Source organism: Mesorhizobium sp. RCAM 05099 (assembly GCF_059683685.1).
Genome location: NZ_CM185035.1, coordinates 1924551 through 1947254, shown reverse-complemented (window position 1 = coordinate 1947254; position 22704 = coordinate 1924551). Strand labels below are relative to the sequence as shown.

At 62.9% G+C, this 22704-nt stretch carries 19 protein-coding genes and 2 pseudogenes; 7 read left to right on the top strand and 14 right to left on the bottom strand.

All coding sequences use genetic code 11. The features are described from left to right. Nucleotides 1-167: 167 nt before the first annotated feature. The gene (locus AC56QQ_RS09560; protein WP_497126647.1) at nt 168-1256 is read right to left on the bottom strand and encodes an AI-2E family transporter; all 1089 of its coding nucleotides are present in this window, start codon (nt 1254-1256) and stop codon (nt 168-170) included. A 171-nt stretch (nt 1257-1427) separates the two neighbouring features. After that, entirely contained in the window at nt 1428-2264 is an 837-nt protein-coding gene (locus AC56QQ_RS09555) for a universal stress protein (protein WP_497126645.1), read from the bottom strand. 413 nt (nt 2265-2677) lie between these two features. Here AC56QQ_RS09555 and AC56QQ_RS09550 point away from each other — a divergent pair. The 3 genes and pseudogenes from AC56QQ_RS09550 to AC56QQ_RS09540 form a co-directional block, all read left to right on the top strand. Continuing rightward, a pseudogene (locus AC56QQ_RS09550) lies at nt 2678-3727 on the top strand (HlyD family secretion protein); the annotation flags it as partial. A gap of 13 nt (nt 3728-3740) precedes the next feature. Further along, a pseudogene (locus tag AC56QQ_RS09545) lies at nt 3741-6225 on the top strand (ATP-binding cassette domain-containing protein). A gap of 1 nt (nt 6226) precedes the next feature. Beyond that, nucleotides 6227-7339, top strand: a complete 1113-nt coding sequence (locus AC56QQ_RS09540) for an ABC transporter permease (RefSeq protein ID WP_489862988.1) — start codon at nt 6227-6229, stop codon at nt 7337-7339. A 39-nt stretch (nt 7340-7378) separates the two neighbouring features. Here the strand turns inward: AC56QQ_RS09540 and AC56QQ_RS09535 are convergent, their stop codons facing one another. From AC56QQ_RS09535 to AC56QQ_RS09520, 4 genes are all read right to left on the bottom strand, one after another. After that, complete coding sequence (locus AC56QQ_RS09535) at nt 7379-7747, bottom strand: UbiX family flavin prenyltransferase (protein ID WP_497128918.1); 369 nt, start codon at nt 7745-7747, stop codon at nt 7379-7381. 358 nt (nt 7748-8105) lie between these two features. After that, nucleotides 8106-9137 (bottom strand): IS110 family RNA-guided transposase, encoded by a 1032-nt coding sequence (locus tag AC56QQ_RS09530; protein ID WP_497123285.1) that lies wholly within the window; start codon nt 9135-9137, stop codon nt 8106-8108. 122 nt (nt 9138-9259) lie between these two features. Then, nucleotides 9260-9451, bottom strand: a complete 192-nt coding sequence (locus AC56QQ_RS09525) for a hypothetical protein (RefSeq protein WP_497126643.1) — start codon at nt 9449-9451, stop codon at nt 9260-9262. After that, entirely contained in the window at nt 9448-10869 is a 1422-nt protein-coding gene (locus tag AC56QQ_RS09520; RefSeq protein WP_497126641.1) for a UbiD family decarboxylase, read from the bottom strand. The genes AC56QQ_RS09525 and AC56QQ_RS09520 overlap by 4 nt, the downstream gene beginning before the upstream one ends. Before the next feature lie 285 nt (nt 10870-11154). Between AC56QQ_RS09520 and AC56QQ_RS09515 the strand changes: the two genes are divergently transcribed. Genes AC56QQ_RS09515 through ubiV form a run of 4 tightly spaced genes read left to right on the top strand, consistent with a single transcriptional unit; the run spans nt 11155 to nt 14069 of the window. Further along, nucleotides 11155-11571 carry a hypothetical protein gene (locus AC56QQ_RS09515; RefSeq protein ID WP_489862991.1) on the top strand — a complete coding sequence of 139 codons (417 nt, stop codon included), beginning with the start codon at nt 11155-11157 and terminating at the stop codon, nt 11569-11571. A gap of 50 nt (nt 11572-11621) precedes the next feature. After that, complete coding sequence (gene ubiT / locus AC56QQ_RS09510) at nt 11622-12170, top strand: ubiquinone anaerobic biosynthesis accessory factor UbiT (protein ID WP_489862992.1); 549 nt, start codon at nt 11622-11624, stop codon at nt 12168-12170. An 11-nt stretch (nt 12171-12181) separates the two neighbouring features. Then, nucleotides 12182-13165: a ubiquinone anaerobic biosynthesis protein UbiU gene (gene ubiU, locus AC56QQ_RS09505; protein ID WP_497128916.1), complete on the top strand. Its 984-nt coding sequence runs from the start codon at nt 12182-12184 to the stop codon at nt 13163-13165. A 4-nt stretch (nt 13166-13169) separates the two neighbouring features. Beyond that, nucleotides 13170-14069 carry a ubiquinone anaerobic biosynthesis protein UbiV gene (gene ubiV / locus AC56QQ_RS09500; protein WP_497126639.1) on the top strand — a complete coding sequence of 300 codons (900 nt, stop codon included), beginning with the start codon at nt 13170-13172 and terminating at the stop codon, nt 14067-14069. 131 nt (nt 14070-14200) lie between these two features. Here the strand turns inward: ubiV and AC56QQ_RS09495 are convergent, their stop codons facing one another. The 8 genes from AC56QQ_RS09495 to AC56QQ_RS09460 all read right to left on the bottom strand — a co-directional run bounded on the left by AC56QQ_RS09495 (nt 14201) and on the right by AC56QQ_RS09460 (nt 22662). Then, nucleotides 14201-15037: a sulfite exporter TauE/SafE family protein gene (locus AC56QQ_RS09495; protein ID WP_497126637.1), complete on the bottom strand. Its 837-nt coding sequence runs from the start codon at nt 15035-15037 to the stop codon at nt 14201-14203. 128 nt (nt 15038-15165) lie between these two features. Beyond that, entirely contained in the window at nt 15166-15912 is a 747-nt protein-coding gene (pldH, locus tag AC56QQ_RS09490; RefSeq protein WP_091577674.1) for a pyridoxal 4-dehydrogenase, SDR-type, read from the bottom strand. Between the two features lie 38 nt (nt 15913-15950). Then, nucleotides 15951-17129, bottom strand: coding sequence for a pyridoxamine--pyruvate transaminase (ppaT, locus tag AC56QQ_RS09485; protein ID WP_489862997.1), 1179 nt, complete (start codon nt 17127-17129; stop codon nt 15951-15953). 25 nt (nt 17130-17154) lie between these two features. Next, complete coding sequence (pldA, locus tag AC56QQ_RS09480) at nt 17155-17961, bottom strand: 4-pyridoxolactonase (RefSeq protein WP_497126635.1); 807 nt, start codon at nt 17959-17961, stop codon at nt 17155-17157. A 47-nt stretch (nt 17962-18008) separates the two neighbouring features. After that, nucleotides 18009-18944 (bottom strand): putative B6 ABC transporter permease subunit 1, encoded by a 936-nt coding sequence (locus AC56QQ_RS09475; RefSeq protein ID WP_489862998.1) that lies wholly within the window; start codon nt 18942-18944, stop codon nt 18009-18011. 3 nt (nt 18945-18947) lie between these two features. Continuing rightward, on the bottom strand, nt 18948-20045 hold the full coding sequence (locus tag AC56QQ_RS09470; protein ID WP_497126633.1) for a putative B6 ABC transporter permease subunit 2: 1098 nt from the start codon (nt 20043-20045) through the stop codon (nt 18948-18950). After that, on the bottom strand, nt 20042-21610 hold the full coding sequence (locus AC56QQ_RS09465; protein WP_497126631.1) for a putative B6 ABC transporter ATP-binding protein: 1569 nt from the start codon (nt 21608-21610) through the stop codon (nt 20042-20044). Before AC56QQ_RS09465 ends, AC56QQ_RS09470 begins: the two co-directional genes overlap by 4 nt. Nucleotides 21611-21687: 77 nt before the next feature. Continuing rightward, on the bottom strand, nt 21688-22662 hold the full coding sequence (locus tag AC56QQ_RS09460; protein ID WP_244529561.1) for a putative B6 ABC transporter substrate-binding protein: 975 nt from the start codon (nt 22660-22662) through the stop codon (nt 21688-21690). Nucleotides 22663-22704 lie beyond the last annotated feature (42 nt).

Here is a 22704-nt window from a genome sequence, read left to right as displayed (position 1 = left end):
GGCCTATCTGGACAAGTTCTTCGCCAGTGCGCCGGATAAAAAAACGCGTCGAGGCCTTGCTTCCAAGCGAGGGCCTTTCCTTCCGCCGCTCCGAGGACCGTGAAGCCATCGCCCACGCATCGCTTCCATGCAGCTTGGGATGCAACGGGCGCTCAGTCGGCTCCAGCCTAATGCGATAGCTCTGTGTCGCCTCCTGAGACCGACCCGGTCTTGGGTTGGTCGTTCAATCGCTTCTTGAGGATGTCGATGAGGCTGCTGGCGACGGCTATTGCCGCGGGGCCGAGGACGAGCCCGGATGCTCCGAACAGGACGACGCCGCCGACCGCGCCAATGAAGGCTACCACCGTGTGGAGCCGCAACCGGTTCCCGACAAGCATCGGATAGAGCAGATTATCGATGCCGGCGACGATGACGCCGCCCCACAGGGCCAGTGTCACGGCGCTGGCCCAAGCCCCCTCCAGCGCGAGATAGATAGCCGCCGGCACCCAGATCACGAACGCGCCCAGTACAGGCACGATGGCCAGAAGTCCCATCACCAAGCCCCAGAAGACCGGAGTGGGCAAGCCGAGCCACCAGAACATCAGGCCGCCCAGAGTCCCCTGCACGGCGGCGACGAACACCGTGCCGAGAAGGGTCGCATGTACGGTTTCGGCAAAGCGGGACAAGATATAGGCCGTCTCCGGCGCGTCCAGGGGTGAGAGGCTCTCGACGCCTCGAAGGGCCTGTTGGCGATCCCGCAGAAAATAGAACAACAGGTAGAATGTCAGGACAAACATCACGACCTGATTGATCGAACCGCGCAACAGCGACGTGCTTTGTCCCGTCAGCCATTGTGCGAACGCGGCGACCGATCCGGCCGGATCGAGCCGGTCCTCGATCCAAACGACAATGGCCGAAAGCGTGGGGTAGTTCGACACGAAGCCATCCGCGTTCCAACCACGAATGACCCCCTCGAGATAGGTGGCTCCGTTTATCGCCTCTCGAACAATCTGCTGCGCTACGAAGACCAGCGGCAAGCCCACGGCAACCGCCGCAACGCTTACCGATATGAGTGCGGCCAGGGTTCGATTTCCGAGCCGTCCCTCGACCCATCGATGGGCCGGATAAAGGACGATTGCCAGCACGAGCGCCCAGGTCAGTGCGGGCAAGAACGGCAGAGCCAGCAGGTAGCAGACATACAGGCAGATCGCCGTCGCGGCCAGGACACCGAGCAATCTCAATTGCTTCCTGTCGGGTATCTGTTTCATGTCGGACATCTGTCTCAGCTTTGGCATCTCTCGCCGTCTCGCAGGTAAGTGAGCCTACCGGGTTTCCCAACAAAGGGGCAACTTCCATGCCTCACGGCGGAGCTGCCGTCGGCAGGCAGGCCAATGTATCGACCACGGAAACCGACAAACGACCATGAACAGCGCGTCAGCACGCTCGGTTCAGTGTGAGAAGAGCACCGGCAGCCTGAGATCATCGAGCACATCCTCGGTTGCCCCACCCAACACGAAGTCGCGAATGACAGAATGGCCATAACCGCCCATCACCAACAGACTGGCCCCGCGCTCAAGCGCCTGCACCTGCAGGCCGATCCCGACCGGGCGGTCTTCAATGTCGATGGCGGCCGCTTCGGCGGCCAGCCCTCTCCTCCTGAGCCCCCCGGCCAGGCGCTCGGCGCCATCTTCTTCCGTAAGCGGCTTCTCGTCGACGATGGTGAACACGGTGATCCTGGACGCCCTTTCAAGGAAGGGCTTTGCGTCCGCGACCGCGCGCGCCGCAACGCGGCTCCCATCCCAGGCGATGGCAACATGACCGATCGTTCCGATGGTCAGTGCCTCCGGCAAGAGGATGGCGGGACGGCCGGAACCGAACATGACGGCTTCCGCCGTCGCCCGTGAAGTCGAGTTGCCGGTTTCCCATCCGTGCAGCGAGATATCGAAATACCGTGCCTCCATCGCCGCGGCTTCGCCAGTCAGCAACAGCGCGGCCGACGACACGCCGGTCGTCAGCTTCACCGGTTTCTTCGCGGCTTCTTCACGAATCTTCTCAAGCAGGTGCTCGCCGCGCCGGCGGCTCGCCGCTTCGGCCTCGCGGATGAGCTCCGGCAATTTGGGCAGTAGCCGCGACATGACGGTCGAGACGTTTGAGATATGGGCGCTGATAACTTCGGCATGAAGTTCAGCGCCCAAATATGCCGCAATCGCCGTCGCGTTTGATGCGATCGCATCCGAGTTGCTGTCAGGGTATGTGACAAGAGGGAGAAACGCCTGCAATTTCACGGGTCAAACCTTGATTGGATCGACGGCAACGAGTGCGTGGCGCCGTCGAAGACCCACAGTTAGGCCTTATCGGCCGCGAGCCTTTGATATGGCTCAAATCGGCCGGCTTGAGGCAACATCGAAGCGCCGCGGCGAACGATGTCCGCGCCCAGGCAGTTCAGGCCCCCCACGATTGACGCGGATCAAGGCCGTCGCGGCGGCTCTCTGTTTTGGCTTCGTGAAAATCAGCCACCCCAAGCGGAGTCCCTCGCCATGGTCGATATCACATCAAGCCTTGAACAAATCAGATCCGCTTCGCCCCAACTGCGGCGATGGCTGGGGAACGAGATCGCGCGCGCCCTTGTCGAGGAACAGGCCCCGAATCCGGGAAGAGTTTTTCCGAAGCCGGCAGGTGCTACGGGAGTCCTGCGGTGATGAACTCTCGGCGGACATGGCTGATCGCCGGCCTTCTGATCGTTCTTGGCGCGGGTGGTTACTACGCATGGCAGAAATCCAAGGATGGCGATCTGCCGGAAGGCATCGCGAGCGGGAATGGCCGCATAGAAGCGGTCGAGATCGACGTGTCGACGAAAGCGGCGGGCCGGATCAAGGACATCCTTGTCGATGAAGGCGATTTCGTCAAAGCTGGCGAAGTGCTTGCCCGCATGGACACGGTGCAGCTGGAGGCCCAGCGCCGTCAGGCCGAAGCGCAGTTGCAACGCGCTGTGATCGGCGTGGAGACCGCCAATAGCCTGGTAACGCAGCGAGAAGCCGAAAGAACGGCGGCGGCCGCGGTCGTCGCGCAGCGCGAAGCCCAATTGGATGCCGCCGAGCGCACGCTGGTGCGCACCGAGCAGCTTGCCACCAACAACACCATTTCCCAGCAGGTTCTCGACAACGACCGGGCAACCGCGCAGGGGGCAAAGGCTGCGGTAGCGGCGGCACAAGCTCAGCAAGCCGCAAGCGATGCCGCCATCAACGCTGCAAAGGCTCAGGTCATCGACGCCAAGGCGGCGGTCGACGCGGCCCAGGCCGCGATCGAGAGCATCGACGCCGACATCGACGATTCCACGCTCAAGTCTCCGCGCGACGGACGGGTGCAGTACCGGGTGGCGGAGCCTGGGGAAGTCCTGTCAGCCGGTGGGCGCGTGCTCAATCTCGTCGATCTCGGCGACGTCTACATGACCTTCTTCCTGCCGACGGCGCAGGCAGGCCGTGTGGCAATCGGCACGGAGGTCCGCCTCGTGCTCGACGCTGCCCCGCAATATGTGATCCCTGCCAAGGCCATCTACGTCGCTGACGTCGCCCAGTTCACGCCAAAGACGGTCGAGACCGAGGAAGAGCGCCTGAAGCTGATGTTCCGGATCAAGGCGCAGATTTCACCGGACCTGCTGCGTAAGTACATCCAGCAGGTGAAGACCGGCTTGCCGGGCGTGGCCTATATCCGGTTGGATCCGCAGGTTGCGTGGCCGGCCAAGCTCCAGGAAAGCTCGCTCAATGAGCGCGTGGCCGGGCGCCACCGCAAGTCCTCCTTCACAGCCGGTCGCACGGCTGGAGGGAGTTGGCCATTCCTATGGCAGGACCCGGGCGCTCGACGGCATCACATTGGACATACCTGCCGGCTGCATGGTTGGCCTGATCGGGCCCGACGGCGTCGGCAAGTCCAGCCTGCTTTCCTTGATCGCGGGAGCGCGGGCAATACAGCAAGGGAGCATCGCGGTGCTTGGCGGCAACATGGCCGACGTCCGCCATCGACAGACCACGTACCCGAGGATTGCTTATATGCCGCAAGGCCTCGGCAAGAACCTCTATCCGACGCTGTCCGTCTTCGACAACATCGACTTCTTCGGCCGCTTGTTCGGGCACGATCGGGATGAGCGGGAGCGCCGCATCGGCGAGCTTCTGGAGAGCACGGGGCTGGCGCCCTTCGCTGCCCGGCAGGCAGGCAAGCTTTCCGGTGGCATGAAGCAGAAGCTCGGCCTCTGCTGCGCCCTTATCCATGATCCCGACCTCCTCATCCTGGACGAGCCAACGACCGGTGTCGATCCTTTGTCGCGTCGCCAGTTCTGGGAGCTGATTGACCAGATCCGCCGCGGTCGCATTGGAATGAGCGTCATTGTTGCAACCGCCTACATGGAGGAAGCCGCCCGATTCGACTGGCTGGTCGCAATGGACGGGGGCCGCGTGCTGGCCTCTGGATCGCCGTCGGAGCTGCTTGAGCGGACTGGCGCGCCTGACCTCGACGAGGCCTTTATCGCACTCCTTCCGCGGGAAAGGCGGGACGGCCATCAGCAGGTGGTGATCCCGCCCCGATCCGCGGGCACCGATGGCGAAACTGCCATCGAGGCGGAACATCTCACCATGCGGTTCGGCGATTTCACCGCCGTCGACGACGTGAGTTTCCGTATCGAGCGTGGCGAGATCTTCGGCTTCCTGGGCTCGAATGGCTGCGGCAAGACGACCACCATGAAGATGCTGACCGGTCTGCTTCAGGCCAGCGAAGGCAAGGCCCGGCTCTTCGGACGCGAGATAGACCCGAACGACATCGAAGTTCGGCGGCGCGTCGGCTACATGTCGCAGGGATTCTCGCTCTATTCCGAGCTGACGGTCCGTCAGAACCTCGAGCTTCATGCCCGGCTCTTCGGCCTGGCTCCAGACGCCATCCCGCAAAGGATCGCGGAGATGGCGCAGCGCTTCGATCTCGCCGGCCATGTGGACGCGCTTCCCGATGCCCTGCCGCTCGGGGGCCGCCGCGACGGAGACCGCACCGCCAGATACCGGGACTGAACCGGCACACGCCACCGGCGCGCCGCAAGGGTGGACTAGGCATTCGCGGGAAAAGCGTGGCAATCGCGTCTTCGATCCCCGCCGTATGTTCGCCTATACGCGGCGCGAGGCGCTCGAACTCGTGCACGATCCGATCCGCGCCACGCTCGCCATCGTCGGCACGCTCATCCTGATGCTCGTCGTGGGGTACGGCATCAACATGGACGTGGAGAATATGACCTTCGCCGTCCTCGATCACGACGATACGGCAATCAGCCGCGACTACGTGCAGCAAATCGCCGGCTCGCGATATTTCACCGAAAAGGCGCCTATCTCGGACTACGCCGATCTTGACCGACGCATGGGAGACGGCGAGCTCAGCCTGGCGATCGAGATTCCGCCCGGCTTTGGTCGCGACCTGGCGCGCGGCCGCAACGTTGCCATCGGCGCGTGGATCGACGGCGCCATGCCTATGCGTGCCGAGACCGTGCGCGGTTACGTGCAGGGCATGCACGCAGGCTGGCTTGCCCAGAAGGCACGCGAAATCTATGGCGACGCGGCCACGGTCAGCGATTTTCAGCTGGCGATCCGCTACCGCTACAACCCCGATGTCCGGAGCCTCGATGCTATTGTTCCGGCAGTGATCCCGATGCTTCTCCTGTTGATACCGTCCATGCTGGCCGTGCTGAGCGTCGTGCGCGAAAAGGAACTCGGCTCGATCATCAATTTCTACGTCACGCCGGTCACGCGGTTCGAGTTCCTGCTCGGCAAGCAGATTCCCTATGTCGTGCTCGCGATGCTGAACTTCCTGCTACTGACAGCCTTTGCCGTCTTCATCTTTGGCGTGCCGTTCACCGGCAGTTTTGCAACCTTCGCCGCCGCCGCGTTTCTCTATGTCATCGTCACGACGGGAATGGGGCTGCTGCTCTCGACCTTCATGAGCAGCCAGATCGCGGCGATCTTCGGAACCGCGCTGATCACGATGATCCCGGCCTCGCAATATTCGGGCATGATCGATCCGGTCTCGTCGCTCCAGGGCGTGGGTGCCTTCATTGGCCAGATCTATCCGATGACCTATTTTGTCATCATCTCGCGTGGCGCCTTCTCGAAGGCACTCGGCTTTGACGACCTTTCCAGCGCGTTTTTGCCACTCCTCATCGCCATCCCCGTGTTGCTCGGCCTCGGAGCGGCACTTCTCAGGAAACAGGCCCGCTGAAATGCGTTTCGCCAACATCTTCCAGCTCGGCATCAAGGAACTGCGCGGCCTTGCGCGGGATCCGATGCTGCTCGTGCTGATCGCCTATGCCTTCACCTTGGCGATCTACACAGCGTCCAAGGCGATGCCGGAAACCCTCAATCGCGCGCCGATCGCGATCGTCGACGAAGATCAGTCGCCGCTGTCCTCGCGCATCGTAACCGCGTTCTACCCTCCCTTCTTCACGGCGCCCCGGCTCATCTCCCAGCCCGAAATGGACAGGCGCATGGATTCCGGCATGGACACATTCGCGCTCGATATCCCTCCGAACTTCCAGCGCGATCTCCTGGCCGGCAGATCGCCCACGATCCAGCTCAATATCGACGCGACCCGCATGTCGCAGGCCTTCACCGGCGGGGGATATGTCCAGTCGATCGTATCGGGGGAAGTGAGTGAATTTCTGGATCGCTATCGCGCCGAGACCGTGCTGCCTGTCAATCTTGACTTGCGCGCGCGTTTCAATCCCGAACTCAACAAGGGATGGTTTGGCGCCATCACCGACGTGATTTCCTCGATCACCATGCTCTCCATCATCCTGACCGGCGCGGCACTCATCCGCGAGCGCGAGCATGGAACGATCGAGCATTTGCTGGTCATGCCGGTAAAGCCGTTCGAAATCATGATGAGCAAGGTCTGGTCGATGGGTCTCGTCGTGCTGGTGGCTTCCGGCCTGTCGCTGGTCTTAGTCGTGCAGGGCCTGCTCTCCGTGCCCACGAACGGATCCGCGCTGCTGTTCATGACCGGAGCGGCCCTGGACATATTCGCCATGACCTGTCTGGGGATCTTCCTTGCGACCATCGCGGGCTCGATGCCGCAATTCGGGTTGCTGCTGATGATGGTGCTTCTGCCGCTTCAGTTGCTGTCCGGCGGCGTCACGCCGCGTGAGAGCATGCCCCAGATCATCCAGGCCATCATGTTCGCCGCGCCGAACACGCACTTTGTCATACTGGCCCAGGCCGTCCTGTTCCGCGGCGCTGGCCTGGACGTCGTCTGGCCGCAGCTTGCGGCGTTGCTGGCCATTGGCACTGGATTATTTGCCTTTTCGCTTCGCCGCTTTCGTCAATTCCTGAAATAGGCTCGCATGAGGAGGCCCCAAAGTGCGCATCCATAGAGCTTATCCGACGCTGACGTTATCTTCACCCCACCGTGTCAGCTTGTTGCCAGGGTCCACGCCCGCCCAGCCAACCAGCCGGGCAGCCATCTCGACCACCATTTCCTCGACCGAGGCAAGCTTGACATAGAATGGCGGCACTGGCGGCGCGATGATCGCCCCCATCCGGGCCAGCCTGAGCATAGCGTCAAGGTGCCCTTCGTGGAGCGGCGCCTCGCGCGGCACGATGACCAGCCGGCGCTTTTCCTTCAGCACGACATCGGCGGCCCTTGTAAGAAGGTTGTCGCCCAACCCATGCGCCATCGCCGCCAAGGTACGCATCGAACAGGGAACGACAATCATGCCATCCGTTCTGAAAGAGCCGCTGGCAATGGGTGCGGCCAGGTCCTGATAGGAATATGCGTGGTTGTCTAATCGCTCTCATCTGGTCAACTCCATTTCTAGTCGGGCGATGGATTGCACCGCCGCAGGTTGGAACGAAGAATGGGCATGCCCGCAGTGGCCGCTTTCGCGCGAGTCATAGGCGAGTGCCGGGAGCAGGGTTGTCTCCGCGATCGGCATTTGGCCGTCGCATTATGGGTCTTCGCAGGCGAGGCCTTCCTGTGTTTGCGCCGCAGTCTCCGGAGAGCTGCAATCACGAGAACGGAATGGTCTGACCCACGTCCCGGCAGGGACGCCTCGGCGCGCTAGAATGACGACGCGCTGAGAGTGTAGAGCTGGGTTGCCTAGGCTAGGCGCTGGCCCCAGCCGATCGGTTGAAAGCTTCTCCTGACTTAAGCATCGCGTGCATGATGACTGACAGTTTACGCGCCACCGCGATCGCTGCGCGCTTGAAGCCCAGGCGCTCACGTAGCTGGAGTCCCCAGGTCTTGAGGCTGCTCTCGTTCTTGGCGCCGGTTCGGGTGAGGATCACCAGCGCTGCTTCATAGAGCAAGCTGCGCAGGCGTTTGTCACCTCGTCGTGAGATGTGGCCGTCATAGTCGACCTCACCGGACTGGTAACGCCGTGTGGTCAGGCCCAGCCAAGCGCCCACCGCGCGTGACTTGCGGAAATTGTCGGGGTCCTCAATCGCTGCGACATAGGAAATAGCCGTCACCGCACCAATGCCGGGGACGGTCATCAGCAACTGAGCCCGCTGACTTTTGCGCACCGTCGCAAGTAGCTGACGATCGAGATCGGCCGCGCGCTTGCGAACGTCGCGCCAGGCTTCGAGCAGCGGCAGCATGATCCGAGCCAGACCTTCTTCGCCGTCCAGAAGGTTCCGGACATTGTTTTCGAACGCGCCTCCTTTGCCCCGCGGAACGATGAGCCCAAACGTCTTCATTGTTCCGCGTATCTGGTTGCCAAGTTGCGTCGAGATGAGGATGAATTGATTGCGTGCCGCCACCAGCGTGCGGATCAACATCGTGTCGTACGACTTGACTCGGACCGCTTTGAAGAAGCCCGCTTCGGCAAGCCGGGCTAACCCATCCGCGTCATTGGCATCGGTCTTGTTGAGCGTTTCGCTCAGCACCTTCTGCGCATGGCGCGCTTCGATGCAGATCGCAGGCAGACCTTTAGCCGCCAACGTGTGATAGAACCAAGTTGCCAATGGCCCAGTCTCGAAGACGACGCGGCTGGCGTGCGGTGCATGCTTGCGGATCACTTGCGCCAGTATCTGAGGGTCAGAAGGACATTTTCCACGCCAAATCCGCTCACCATCCTGGCGGATCGAAATTGCGGTGTCCTTCAAGGAAACATCAAGGCCGACATACTGCTCCATGGTTGCTCTCCGTCCGATATTTGGGCCCGGCGCCAATCGTGAGCCCGCTTCCGATTCTATCGAGGAGCAACCGCCTTCACCATCCGCCGTCCCGACGGAATAGATCGTGAGTCGCGCCGCGATTAGCCCATGTTTGCGACAGACGTCAGTTGGGCAAGGCCGTCGGCGCCGAGCTCATGGGCGACGGTCAATCGCGCGCCCTTGGAAACGACGAGATGCGTCTCCACCCCGGCCCTGACCAGTTGACGAATGGTCTCCAGCGCGAGCACGGAGCCGGATGCACCGGTGACACCGATTATCAGCCGTTTGGTCATTCTTGCCTCCGAGCGGTCGTTTGCGAAAAAAACTCGTTCCATCGTTGGGATACCTGCTCCTCGATATCGGCTGACATCGTCAGCTCCTTTCCCCATTCGCGAGAGGTCTCCGATCCAATCTTGCGCGTCGCATCGAGCCCGATCTTGCCTCCAAGCCCCTCGAGCGGTGACGCGAAATCGAGCTGGTCGATGGGGGTCCGATCCACCTGCATCAGATCGCGCGAGGGATCCATGCGGGTGGCGACCGCCCACATCACGTCCGGCCATGATCGAATATCGATGTCGTCATCCACCACGACGATCATCTTGGTCATCGAGAACTGCGGCAGCAGGGACCAGAACCCCATCATCACGCGCCTGGCCTGTCCGGCATACTTCTTGGCGATCGAGATAACGGCAATCCTGTAGGAGCAGGCTTCCGGCGGAAGCCACACATCGACGATTTCCGGTATCTGTTGGCGCAGGAGCGGCTTGTAGACATCGAGCAGCGCCTCGCCGAGGACCGAGGGCTCGTCGGGCGCGCGCCCGGTGAAGGTGGTCAGGTAATTTGCCCCGTCACGGGCGCGAACGCGCTTGAGGTTGAATACGGGGTATCGTTCCGGCGCGTTGTAATATCCGGTGTGGTCGCCGAAGGGTCCCTCCAACGCCGTTTCTGTTGGAGAGACGACACCTTCAAGCACGATTTCCGCACTGGCCGGCGCGTGAAGCATGATGCTCCTGCAGGGCGCCAATCCGACTCGGCGATTGTTGATCATCCCGGACAGTGCCAGCTCCGACACGCCTTCGGGCGCCGGCATCACCGACGCGATCAACGTGGCGGGGTCCGCGCCGATGACAACCGCCACCGGCATCTCGAGGCCTCGCGCCTGCCACATGCGATGGTGGGCGGCGCCACCTCGCGTGGGCAGCCATCGTATGATGGCGCGATCACGAGCAAGCACCTGCATGCGATATACGCCCAGATTGTATGTGCTCGGATCGTCCTCACCAGGTGGGCGAGTGACAACCACGGGCCAGGTTATGAGAGGGCCGGCGTCTCCTGGCCAACAGGTCTGGACGGGAAGAAACGAAAAATCCGGATCGGCGTCCCGCCACTCTCGGGGCGGGGCAACGATCTTCGGCCGCGCCGCGAAGGCCCCGCGCGCCACCGGCAACATCTGTCGGGCCTGGTGAAGGTTCCGTGGGGCCCGAGGCGATCTCATCCACGCAAGAAGCGCGCCGAGGGTTTCCAGCCCAGGAAGGTCGGTGCCAAGGCCCCAAGCGACGCGTTCCCGGGTACCGAAAAGATTCGCGACGACCGGAAAGGCCGACCTGACGCCGCGGTCGTCGATGGGCGTGGTCAGGCGCAGCGCCGGGCCTTTCGCGGCGATCACCCGCCTGTGGATCTCGGTCAGTTCGAGCCGTGTCGAAACAGGCACCCCGACCTCCTGCAGTTGTCCATTCCCATCCAGGTACGAAAGGAATGAGCCGAGGTCCGAAAACGACGGGAGGCAGCGGTGATGCATCGTGAATTCCGGCTCGACCGGATCGTCGGGCCGACAATTCTGCCATGCGCGCTGACGAGAAACTTTGCGCTAGCGCAAAGAGCGATCGATCCGTCCGCGCTAATTTTCGAACTTGGTGCCGTACGGAAGCGGTCGCCCCCCGACAGCGAAGGCGGGCAGACCATCGTTGGCGGCGCCGGGCAATAATGAGGGATTTACATGGCCGGCAATCTCATCAGTGAAACTGTCGAAGCTTGGCGGTCCGTAATTTCCCTTCTCGCGGACCGCCGGCGGAGCAGGGCAGCGACAAGGGAATTCTGGGCAATGGGTATGGATGAGTGCACGGGCATTCTGAATGACATCGGTCTGTCGCCAAGCGAATTCGACGATGCCATGCGGTTGCCATACGCCTCGGAAGACCTGCTTTCTTCGGCGATGCGTTCAGCCGGCATCGATCCGGACAGTTTTCAATCGCTGCAAGCGCACGGTTTCATGGCACGCACCTGCATCACCTGCCCGCATCGCCGCCAGTGTCATGATCACCTGGCCGCCTTCGATTTCGAAAGCCACTATCAGGATTTCTGTCCGAACAGCCAGAATTTTGCAGATCTGCTCGAGAACGGACGCAGCACGTAATCCGCCGCGAAATCCGCTTGAGCGCCCCCCATATCGGAAGGATGCACTGAATGGTGACCGGAAACACGGAACCGAGATTGCCGGCGGTCGTTCGCTATCTTTTCCCGGCCTTCGCCGGCCTGCCACTCGGGCCGCTGCTCACGCTGTCCTTGCGCTCTTTGGCCGGGCGACAGCCTCGATTGTTCGATCGCCTCGGCGAACATCGAACAGCTTGCTATTTCATCGACCCGATCGACCTCGCCTTCGCATTTACCGTGGTACCGGACGCGGAGCGCTCGATCGTTCGTGTCGTCGGGAAAAGTGAGGCCGCGACATCAAGCGTCCAGATCAGGGGACCTATTCTGACACTGTTGAGCCTGCTCGACGGCACGCTTGATGGCGACGCGCTTTTCTTCAGCCGGATCATCTCGATCAGCGGCCGCACGGAGGCGGTGCTCGCGCTGAGGAACACGATCGAGGATGCCGAGCTTCGCCCGGCGGATCTGCTCGGCTTGCGCGGCGCACTGGCACGTCTTGTCGATACGGGAATTCTCGGTGCGCTGGATGTCGCGCGCCAAATGGCCGATCGCAACTCCAGACGCAAGGCACCAGAGGCATGACAAGCGGACGCATGGAACTTGTCTGCCCGGCCGGAACCCCCGCTACGTTGAGGGCAGCCGTTCAGGCAGGCGCGGACGCCGTCTATTGCGGATTTCGCGACGAAACGAATGCCCGGAATTTCCCGGGACTCAACTTCTCCGGGGAAGAACTGGCCGAGGGCGTCCGCTTCGCGCATGACCACGGCAGCAAGGTTCTGGTCGCTATCAACACCTTCGCGCGGGTCAATGATGTCGACCTGTGGAAGAAGGCCGCGGATACGGCGGCCGAATGCGGCGCAAACGCGATCATCGCGGCGGATATCGCCGTCCTCGATCACGTCGCGAAGAACCACAAGCAAGTCCGTCTTCATCTCTCTGTGCAAGCCGCGGCCGCGACGCCAGAGGCAATCGGATTCTACGCGACCAGTTTCGGCATCCGTCGCGTCGTCCTGCCGCGGGTGCTTTCGGTTCAGGAGATCGCGGCGCTCAACCGTGCGATCGAAGTGGAAACGGAAGCATTCGTGTTCGGCGGCCTTTGCGTGATGATCGAAGGCCGATGCTATCTCTCTTCATACGCGACAGGAAGATCGCCAAATCTGAATGGCGTCTGCTCGCCACCCGAAATGGTGAGCTACGACGACGAGCAGAACAGCACGGCGGCGCGGCTTTCGGGGTTCACGATCGACCGCTACGAGCCAGGCGAGCCGGTGGGCTACCCCACTTTGTGCAAGGGCAAATTCAAGGCCGGCGGCAAGACCTCCTATCTGTTCGAGGATCCCGTCAGCCTGAACGCCGGCGGGATGATTGCCGGGCTGAAAGCCGCTGGCGTAACCGCCTTGAAGATTGAAGGACGCCAGCGTGGCAAAGGTTACGTGACGGAAGTGGTCCGTGCCTTCCGGAAGGCCGTTGACGCCGTCGAGCAAGGTGGAGACGCGATCGAGATCGATCGGATTCTTGCTGGCCAGTCGGAAGGTTCCCGGCAGACGGCGGGAGCGTACAGCAAGAAGTGGAGATAGCACCTTGTCCGCAATTGCGTTGACGCTTGGGCCGGTCTTCTTCCATTGGTCGCCCGACCGCCTCCTGGATTTCTACCGCCGGATAGCAGACGAGGCTCCGATCGACCGCGTCCATGTTGGCGAAGTCATATGCGGCAAGCGGATGCCGTTTTCCGACCCGGCATGGCCCGAGATCATCGAACGCCTCGAGCGTGCGGGAAAGGAAGTCGTGCTGTCCACGCTGGCGGCGCCGGCAACCGTTCGAGAACGCAGAAGCATCGCGGACCTCTGCACCGACGAACGGCTGGTGGAGATCAACGATGTCACCGCCCTGCCCTCACGCTCCGGCAAGCCCTTCGTGACCGGTCCGTTCCTGAACGTCTACAATGAGGCTTCCGCGCGGTTCCTGATCCAGCGCGGTGCCACAACGATATGCCCGCCCGTGGAATTGTCGCTCGCCGCGGTCGGCGCCATGGCCGGCGCATGTCCCGAGGCGGAATTCGAGATTTTCGTCTTCGGTCGGCTGCCGCTAGCGCTTTCCGGCCGATGTTATCACGCGCGCATCCACGGCCTGCACAAGGATTCCTGTCAGTTTACCTGCGAACGAGACCCGGATGGTCTTGCCGTGGACACGCTCGACGACCAGCAGTTTCTCGCGATCAATGGCGTGCAGACGCTCTCCAACCAGGTGCAGGCCTTCTGCCCGGCACCGGCGGATCTCACTTCCAGGAGCGTCCGGCGTATCCGCCTGTCTCCGCACACATGCGACATGGTCGAGGTGGCAAAGACCTATAGAGCGCTTGCCGATGGGAGAGAGGATCCCAAGGCTGCCCGCTTCATCCTCTCGTGCCTCGATCTGCCCAGCACGCTCGTCGATGGATACGCCTATGGCAAGCCGGGCTGGCAGGCAGCCACTTCGATCTGAAGCCGAGTCTCGAACGGAAAGACTCAGGGCGGAGTCGGAACCGTGCTCGCCTCCAAGCCGGACGGCATCGCGCTCGGGCTCCGTTGTGCGTCGATCGAGACCAGCTTGCGCTTCCGAACCAAGGCCAGGATTCAGGAAAGCAACATCCGCCCGGCCGTGATCGCCAGGAAGAACGCAAAGGCAAGTTTCAGGTAGCGCGGGTTGAGCGCGTGGGCGAGCCTCGCGCCCAGGGGTGCGAACAAAAAGCTCACGGGCGCTATGATGGCTACCGCTGGCAGGCTGACGTAACCGAGACTGAGCGGAGGCCTGCCAGCAACCGCGAGACCCGACCAGATGAAACCGGCCACCGCTGGAAGCGCGATAAGAAGGCCAAGCGCCGACGAGGTGCCGACAGCCCGATGGACCGGAAAGGAAAAGCTGGAAAGCGTCGGCACCGAGAGCGTGCCGCCGCCAATTCCCATCAGCGAAGAAACAAAGCCGATGACGGAGGCAACCGCACGGTTGATCCAGCCGCTTTGCGGCAAGTGATCGGAGATCACGAGGTTCTTCGGCAGCGCCATGTTGACGGCCACCAGCAGGCCGACGACGCCGAAAACCAGCCGCAAGCCGGCGCCCGGGATGAATTTCGACATGATGCCGCCGATGAGCGCACTGATGAAAATAGCCGGCCCCCACAGATCGAGCAGAGGCCGATCGACATTGCCGCGCTTGTTGTGCGACCGCATCGATGAGATCGAGGTCGGGATAATGACCGCAAGCGACGTCGCGACCGCCAGGTGACTGATCACCGTCGGCGAAAAGTGAAACAACGTAAGCACCCAGAACAGCACGGGGACGATGACGATGCCACCGCCGACCCCGAGCAGGCCGGCCAGCACGCCGGACGCCACCCCGGTCACAGCCATGCCGGCGACCAGCATGGCAATCGTCAGCCCGTCGAACATCGACGTGTCGAACCCGAAATTCACGATGATATTCCCCTTGATTGACCGTCCATGTCAGGCCTTGCGGATAGGCATTTGGCCATGCCCGTCCGCCGTTGCGACCCGATGCAAGTCGCCCAAAAGTGTGCAGCGGTATTGGAACGCGATGCCCTCTAGTGGCGCACCATCCCGGCATCGACATTGAGCGTCTGGCCGGTGATCCAGCGCGCATCGTCGGAAGCCAGGAACGAAACCACATCGGCGATATGTTCCGGCTGGCCCTTGCCTTTCATCGCCTGAAGCATCTCGACGAAGCCGAATGCTTCATTGTGTGGGCTCGCCTTGACGCCGTCGCTCTCGATCAGGCCGGGCGTTACCGCGTTGGCGGTGATGTTGTATTTGCCAAGCTCCGTGGCGAGCGCCCTAGTGAAGCCGATGACGCCGCCCTTGGCCGCGACATAGGCCGCCATGTTCGGCGTGCCGGCAAAGAAGGTGTTGGAGGCGATGCTGATCACCCGTCCCGCCTTGCCTGCCGCACGCATCTGGTCCGTGCCGGCGCGGCTGACAATGAAGGTACCTGTCAGATTGACGTCGATGATCTTGCGCCAATGGTCGAGATCGACATCGTCCCAGGCGACGAACGGCACGATGCTGGCATTGTTGACCAGAATGTCGATGCCCCCGGTCAGGGCCAGGATTTCAGCAAAGAGTGCCTTGACGGATGCCGGATCGGAAATGTCGGCGGCGATCGCCTTCGCCTTTCCGCCGATCGCTGCGGCGGCCGCCTTCGCGCCTTCGGCATTGATGTCGCTGACGATGACGGTTGCCCCGTCGGCGGCAAGCCGCGCCGCGATCGCCTTGCCTATACCCTGCGCGGCGCCCGTAACCAGGGCCGTCTTTCCCGCGAGCCGTTCAGTCATGAAAATACTCCCTCAATCCGTGATCTGGTGATGTCTGTTCAGGCGTCGGCGTCGATCACGGCGAGCGCCGCATCAATGCCTTGGCCGATCGCGAGATTCTGCCCTGCCGCTTTCATGGCGCCGCCAAGTGCTGTCAGCGCCGCTATCGCGTAGATCGGCTGGGCGGTCGGTCCCATATGGCCGATGCGCGTCAGCTTGCCCAATGTTTCGCCGCGCCCCGACGAAAACACCACGCCGTAGCGGGCCCGCGCGGCCTGGCGAAGCGCCTTCTCGTCGACGCCTTCGGGCGTGCGGACGGCGGTCGTGGTTGGCGACGCGATCTCTTCGCTGGCGGCCCAGATCGACAGGCCCATCGCGGCGACGCCCGCACGCATGGCCTTGGCGGTGAGCGCGTGGCGCGCCCACACCGCCTCCGGCCCCTCACCAAGGTAGAGGTCGAGCGCGACGTCGAGCCCGCTCATCTCGGAGACGGATGGCGTGAATGGAAACGGCTCGTCCCTCGACCACGCATTTTCCCAGTCGACAATGCTCAGCATCGATGCGCGCGGCGCCAAGGGATTGGCCTTCATCTTGGCCCAGGCCCGCTCGCTGACACCCATCATCGTGAGGCCGGGAGGCGCGCCCAGGCATTTGTTCGGGCCGGTGACATAGATATCGGCCTTGCAATCCTCCGGATGCGTCTTCATGCCGCCAAACGACGAGACGGCATCGACGATGAGATAACCGCCATGCGCCGAAACCAGCGCGCCGATGGCGTCGATCGGATTGATGGTGCCGGACGGCGTGTCGTGATGGCAGACGGAAACAACGGTGATTTCCGGATGCGCCTTCAGCATTGCCGCGACCGCCAGCGGGTCGATCGCCTCGTTGTAGGGCACTTCGATCTCGAGCAGGTGTGGCGAATAGCGCTTCGCCCAATAGCCAAACCCCTTGCCGTAGACGCCGGAGGCAAGGTTGAGCACGACGTCGTCGGGCGCGATCAGGGAGGCGGCGGCGGCCTCCAGGCCAAGCACCGGCTCACCATGCAGAATGACCGGCCTGTTCGACAGCCGCATCGCCTTCTGCGCCTTGTCGATCACCTTCTCGTAGAACAGCTGGAACGCTGGGTCGTAGTCGTAGAGCACCGTGCGACCGAGGCCGCGCAGTACATCAGGATAGGCGTTCACCGGCCCAGAGGTGAGTGTGATGACCGGTTCGGCATGGTCGGAATAGCGCATGGTCTTGTCTCCGCATTGGTAACGGTCAGCCGTAGAATTGCGTGCCGGTCCGGTAGGTCTTGAAGTTGTCCATGTCGTGCGAATACATCAGCTCGGCGCCATGGTCCTCGGCGAGCTTCTTCACCCTGCGCATCGAATTGACGCCCGCCACCGGATCGATGTGGAAGGATGCCCGGCACAGCGTTTCAAGGCTCTTCTGCGTGTAGGCGGCATCGATGGTGAACATGATCGGCTTGCGTTTGGGGAACTCCACCAGCAGGCTGTAATGGCCGATCGAGTGGCCGGGCGTCGAGATCAGCTTGACGCCCTCGGCGAGGTCGGCGTCGCCGTCGATGCCCTCGAAGGTCGAGTTGGCGCGCGTGGTGCCCTCCAGCAACTGCGCGGTCGCGCCACGCGCCTCCGCCGCTTCAGCCGAGAAGCTCAGGTCGGAATAGCCAAGATGTTCGAAGGGCTGCGGATTGCAGGCCTGCGGCACCTCGCTCCGGTGGCAGATCTCCTTGGCATGCGGAAAATACTTGTTGCCGCCGCAATGGTCGATGTGGAAATGCGAATTGACGACGACGTCGATGTCCTTCGGTTCGAGGCCGAGCAGCGCCAGGGCGCCGGGGATGGTCTGGTGCTTTTGCTGGATCGGCTTTTCGAAGGGCAGCACCTTCATCACGTGATCGTAGTCATAGCCGGTGTCGATGAGAAACCGGCCCTCGGCGTGCTCGATCAGGATCGAATAGACGGGGAAGCGCACTTCGCCGCCAGGGCCCCGGTTCCAGAACACGTGATACCCGTCGAGAACGAGCGAGCCGCCGTCGAGCAGATAGACCTTGGTATCCGACATTCTTGCCTCCTGTTTTGGCGCGGGTCCCGTCCGCGCATGAATTGTCGTCAGCGCGCGCCGCGCTCGTATGGAATGCCAAGCGCCGCCGGCAGGCTGGCACGCCGGCCAAACAGCACCAGCATGATCATCACCGCCAGGAACGGCAGCATCTGGATGATGTCGGTCGGTATGTTGATGCCGGCCACCTGCATCGCCGTCGTCAACGACAGGCAGACGCCGAACAGCAACGCGCCGAACAGCACCCATATCGGGCGACCGCGCGCCAGCATGGCCAGCACGATGCCGAGAAAGCCCGCCCCATTGGTGATGAAAGGAATGAACAGCCCGGCCCCGACATTGGCCAGATAGGCGCCGCCAAGCCCGGCCAGCGCTCCGGTCGTCAACACGGCGACGGTGCGGGTTCGCACGACGTCGATGCCGGCCACATCGAGCGCTGCCGGCTTGTCGCCCGCGGCCTGCAGGTTGAGGCCCAGCTGCGTGCGCCGGTAGACATACCCCATGCCGAAAACCAGCGCGACCGCCAGATAGACGATGAGATGCTGCTTGAAGAGCGCTGGCCCTATCACCGGAATGTCCGATAGCAGCGGGATGACCGTCACTTCAGCCGCCGGCAGGCGCGGATAGCTCCGCGAAAACTGGAAATGGTGGAGCAGTGCCGTCAGGCCTTCCAGCCCCAACGTCAACGCGATACCAATGACGATCTGGTTCAGCCCGATGCGCACGCAAAGCAGCGCCATGATGAGCGCGACCGCGACGCCGCCGGCCGCACCGGTGAGAAAGCCCAGCCACAGCGACCCGGAATAGAAGGCGCCGACAAAACCGAGATAGGCGCCGGCAAGCATCATGCCTTCGATGCCAATGTTGAGCACGCCCGCCTTTTCCGACATCTGCTCGCCAAGTCCGGCAAGCAGCAGCGGGATTGCCGCGGTGACCGCGCCAAACAGCAGCGCGCTGAGAAAGACTTCGCTGAACAGCCCGGTCATGCCTCAGGCCTTTCTCGATTGGCTGTAGCGGTGATCGACATACTCGGCGAGAGCGAGCACGATCAGCACGATGGAGACCAGCACCAGGGTGAAATGATTGGGCACGCCAAGCCGCCGCGCCGCGCTCTCGCCACCGATCGACAGCACCGAAAGCAGGAACACGAAGCCAATGGCCGCAAAGCCGTTCATGCGGGCGAGAAACACGGCGGGAATCACGGCAAGTCCGTAGGCGGGATTCCAGTCGGCGCGGACATTGCCCTGCACGCCGATGATGTCGACGGCGCCGGCAAGGCCTGCCAGCCCGGCCGAAATGGCGAAGACGGCGATGGTCAGGCCGGGGACGCCGAGCCCTGAGTGAACCGCCGCGCGTGGGTTGGCGCCGACGATCCTCAGCTTCAGCCCGAACGCAGTGCGCGTCATCACCAGATGCACGATAATGATTGCCGCCAACCCAAGCAGCAGGCCGCTGGTGATGGTCGTTTCGAACAGGCGCGGCAGCCGGTCTTCCACCGGCAGCGTCCGGGTCTGCGGCACGGTCGTGCCTGGATCGCGAAACACCAGCTTGACCAGCACATTGGCGAGCGACGTGCCGAGGAACGTCATCATCAGCGTGGTGATGATCTCGTTGACGCCCTGGTAGGCACGCAGCAGCGCCGGCACCAGAGACCAGGTCATCGCCACCATCATGGCAATGAGGAACGAGCAGAACAGCGCCAGCCAGGCCGGCATGATCTGAACGAACACTGGGGCGCTGGCCGCCGCCGTCACCGCGCCGAGCAGGAACTGGCCGTCGCCGCCGAGGTTCCACATGCCGGCGCGAAAGGCCACGATGAGGCCGGCGGCAAGAAACAGCAGCGGCGCCATGCGCGTCAGCGTCTGCTGGATGCCGAGCGGCGAGAACAGACCTTTCTCCAGCACGTAGCCATAATAGGCGAGCGGGTCGACGCCGACGGCAAGCAGGATGCAGCCGGCGATGACGAGAGCGGCAAGGATCGGGCCGAGCGTCATCAGCAACCGATGCAGGATGTCGCGGCGCGTCGCCGCCCCGCTCGTGGCATCGAGTGCGGTCGCACTGACTGTGGGCGCGGTGTCGATGCTCATGCGGCAAGTCCGATCATCAGGCGACCGACCTTGGTGCGGGCGTCGTCGGCATTGTCGACGATACCGACCAGCGCTCCGTTCGCGATGACGGCGATGCGGTCGCACATGCTCAGCAATTCCTCGAGGTCGGTGGAAATGAGCAGCACGGCAAGGCCACGCGCCGCCGTGTCGCGGATACGCTGGCGCGACGCGAGTGTGTTGGCGAGATCGAGCCCATAGGTCGGCTTGTTGAAGATCACCACCTTGGCGCCCTCTGCCAGTTCGCGCGCCAGAAGCACCTTCTGGATGTTGCCGCCGGACAGCCGGGCGACCGGCGTCTTCAGGCTTGGCGTGCGCACGTCGTATTCGCGCACGAGCTGGGCGGCGCGCTTGTCGATCTCCGCGCGTTGCTCGACGCCGTTGCGCCACAACGGGGCCGCGCCGACCTGCTTGAGGAAGAAGTTGATCGAGACCGGGAAGGTGCCGACAGTGCCCTCGCCCAGCCGGTCGTCGGTCAGGTAGCGAAGGCCGCGCTGGCGGCGTTCACCGACACTCAGCGTCTCGATGGCGGCGCCGTCCAGCCGCACCAAACCGCCGGTGGTCGCGCGCTGGCCGGCCAGCGCTTCCGCCAGCTGTTTCTGGCCGTTGCCGTCGATGCCGGCTATGCCCAGGATCTCGCCTGGGCGGATGTCGAAGGAGATCGACGACAGGCCTGGTGCATTGTCCGTCGGCGCGATCGCCAGATCCGCGACCTGAAGCAGCGGAGCCGCTTCGGCGTGGACTGTACGGACCGGACGCTCGACAGCTTCCGGATCATCCTTCTGCTTGCCGAACATCAACTCCACGATCTCCGAGATGATCTCCTGCTCGCCCAGTGCCCGAAACCGCTCGGGCGGGATCTCGCCGACCTTGCGGCCGAGCTTCAGCACCGAGATGCGGTCGCCGAAAGCCGCCGCCTCCTTCAGCTTGTGGGTGATGAAGACGATCGCCAGGCCCTGCTCGACGAGGCGACGCATCAGCGCGCCCAGTTCGTCGATGCCCTTCGGCGTGAGCATGGAGGTGGACTCGTCAAGAATGAGCAGACGGCTGTTGCGCACCATCGCGCGCAGGATCTCGACCTGCTGCTGCTCGCCCAGCGAAAGCTCCGATACCTTGGCATGCAGCTTGATGGTGATGCCGAGCGTGCTGGTGATCTCGGCGACGCGCGCCGCCAGTTCCTCGGTCCTGGGGCGCTGCCACCACGGCCCGCCAAGCAGGAGGTTTTCCGCCACCGTCAGCGTCGGCACCAGCATCATGTGCTGGAATACGGTCCCGATGCCGAGTGCCAGCGCATGACGTGGCGAGGTGATCGCGGTCGGTTTGCCGTCGACCAGTATGCGTCCCTCGTCCGGCTGCTGCAGGCCCGACAGCATGCCGATCAACGTCGATTTTCCGGCGCCGTTCTCGCCAAGCAGCACATGCACCTCGCCCGGACGGATCGCCAGGTCGATGCTGTCATTGGCGACGATGCCGGGGAACCGTTTGGTCACGCCTTCGAGCGCGACGATGTCGCGCCCGGAAGCAGACGATGAAGAAAAACCGCTCATGAAAACCCAGCACCAGAAAATGGGAATCGTCCGGAGGGGTGGATGGATCACCCCTCCGGCAGCCGACCTTGGTCGCCTTACTGGGCGACGCTTGTCATCAGCGCCCTGACGGCCGCCGCGTCATAGACCGGATCGACCGCGATCTTGCCGGAAATGACGTCTTCGCGTAGCGCCTGGATTTCTGCCCAGACATTATCCGGGATCGCGGCGGTTTTGAGAAGCTTGACCGAGTCGTCCTTGAGGCCGATCGTATAGTGTTTGGTGCCGAACGTGTCGGCCTTCAGGTCGGCGATCATCGCCGCGTAGACCGGCTCGATGTTCCACACCACCGACGACAGCAGGAAGCCCTTGTCGATCGGCGACTTGTCACCGATGACGTCGATGAAATAGACCTTGCCGCCATCGGCTGCCTTGGTCGTCTCGACCGCCTGCAGCATGCCGAAGCTCGAACCGTTGCCCTGCCCGAAGATGATGTCGGCGCCCGATGCAATCACGCTTTCGGTAACGCGCTTGCCACCGGCCGCATCGCTGTAGGCGGCCGGTCCGATCACCGCATAGGTGATCTTGACGGCCGGGTTCTCCGCCTTCACGCCCTGCGCGAACGCCGCCGACTGCGAATTCCACGATGGCGGTTCGCCCGAGACGACGATGCCGACCGACTTGGAGCGCGACATCTTGGCGGCGAGACGGCCGGCGAGATAGGCGCCCTGGTGGCCGCTCAGCGTGTAGTCGGCGACGAGGCCCTTCTCCAGGCCGTTCGGCGTGTCGACGATCGCCACCGGAACTTTCAATTCCTTGGCGATCTCGGGCGCCGAGGTGTTGTAGCCGCTGGCGTGGGCGATCAGCAGGCTGGCGCCGTCGGAGGCAAGTTCGCGCAATGTCGGACGAACGTCGCCATAGCCGAGGCCCTGGGCCACGACCACCTCGACACCGGCGGCCTTGCCCGCCGCCTTGGCGGCGTCGATGCCTTGCTGGTTCCAGCCATAATCCGTGCCTTCTTCAGGCGTCAGGATAGCAATCGACTTGATCTCGGCGGCAAGCGCGCCGCTCATCAAGACGCCGCTCAATATAACTGCACTTACACTGCTCTTAAG

Coding starts and splice junctions, on each gene's coding strand:
- AC56QQ_RS09530 (WP_497123285.1), bottom strand. CDS start 9,137: ATGGAGCAGTATGTCGGCCTTGATGTTTCCTTGAAGGACACCGCAATT.
- AC56QQ_RS09560 (WP_497126647.1), bottom strand. CDS start 1,256: ATGTCCGACATGAAACAGATACCCGACAGGAAGCAATTGAGATTGCTC.
- AC56QQ_RS09540 (WP_489862988.1), top strand. CDS start 6,227: ATGCGTTTCGCCAACATCTTCCAGCTCGGCATCAAGGAACTGCGCGGC.
- AC56QQ_RS09515 (WP_489862991.1), top strand. CDS start 11,155: ATGGCCGGCAATCTCATCAGTGAAACTGTCGAAGCTTGGCGGTCCGTA.
- AC56QQ_RS09470 (WP_497126633.1), bottom strand. CDS start 20,045: ATGAGCATCGACACCGCGCCCACAGTCAGTGCGACCGCACTCGATGCC.
- ubiT (WP_489862992.1), top strand. CDS start 11,622: ATGGTGACCGGAAACACGGAACCGAGATTGCCGGCGGTCGTTCGCTAT.
- pldH (WP_091577674.1), bottom strand. CDS start 15,912: ATGACTGAACGGCTCGCGGGAAAGACGGCCCTGGTTACGGGCGCCGCG.
- AC56QQ_RS09465 (WP_497126631.1), bottom strand. CDS start 21,610: ATGAGCGGTTTTTCTTCATCGTCTGCTTCCGGGCGCGACATCGTCGCG.
- ubiU (WP_497128916.1), top strand. CDS start 12,182: ATGGAACTTGTCTGCCCGGCCGGAACCCCCGCTACGTTGAGGGCAGCC.
- AC56QQ_RS09525 (WP_497126643.1), bottom strand. CDS start 9,451: ATGACCAAACGGCTGATAATCGGTGTCACCGGTGCATCCGGCTCCGTG.
- ppaT (WP_489862997.1), bottom strand. CDS start 17,129: ATGCGCTATTCCGACCATGCCGAACCGGTCATCACACTCACCTCTGGG.
- AC56QQ_RS09460 (WP_244529561.1), bottom strand. CDS start 22,662: ATGAGCGGCGCGCTTGCCGCCGAGATCAAGTCGATTGCTATCCTGACG.
- pldA (WP_497126635.1), bottom strand. CDS start 17,961: ATGTCGGATACCAAGGTCTATCTGCTCGACGGCGGCTCGCTCGTTCTC.
- AC56QQ_RS09475 (WP_489862998.1), bottom strand. CDS start 18,944: ATGACCGGGCTGTTCAGCGAAGTCTTTCTCAGCGCGCTGCTGTTTGGC.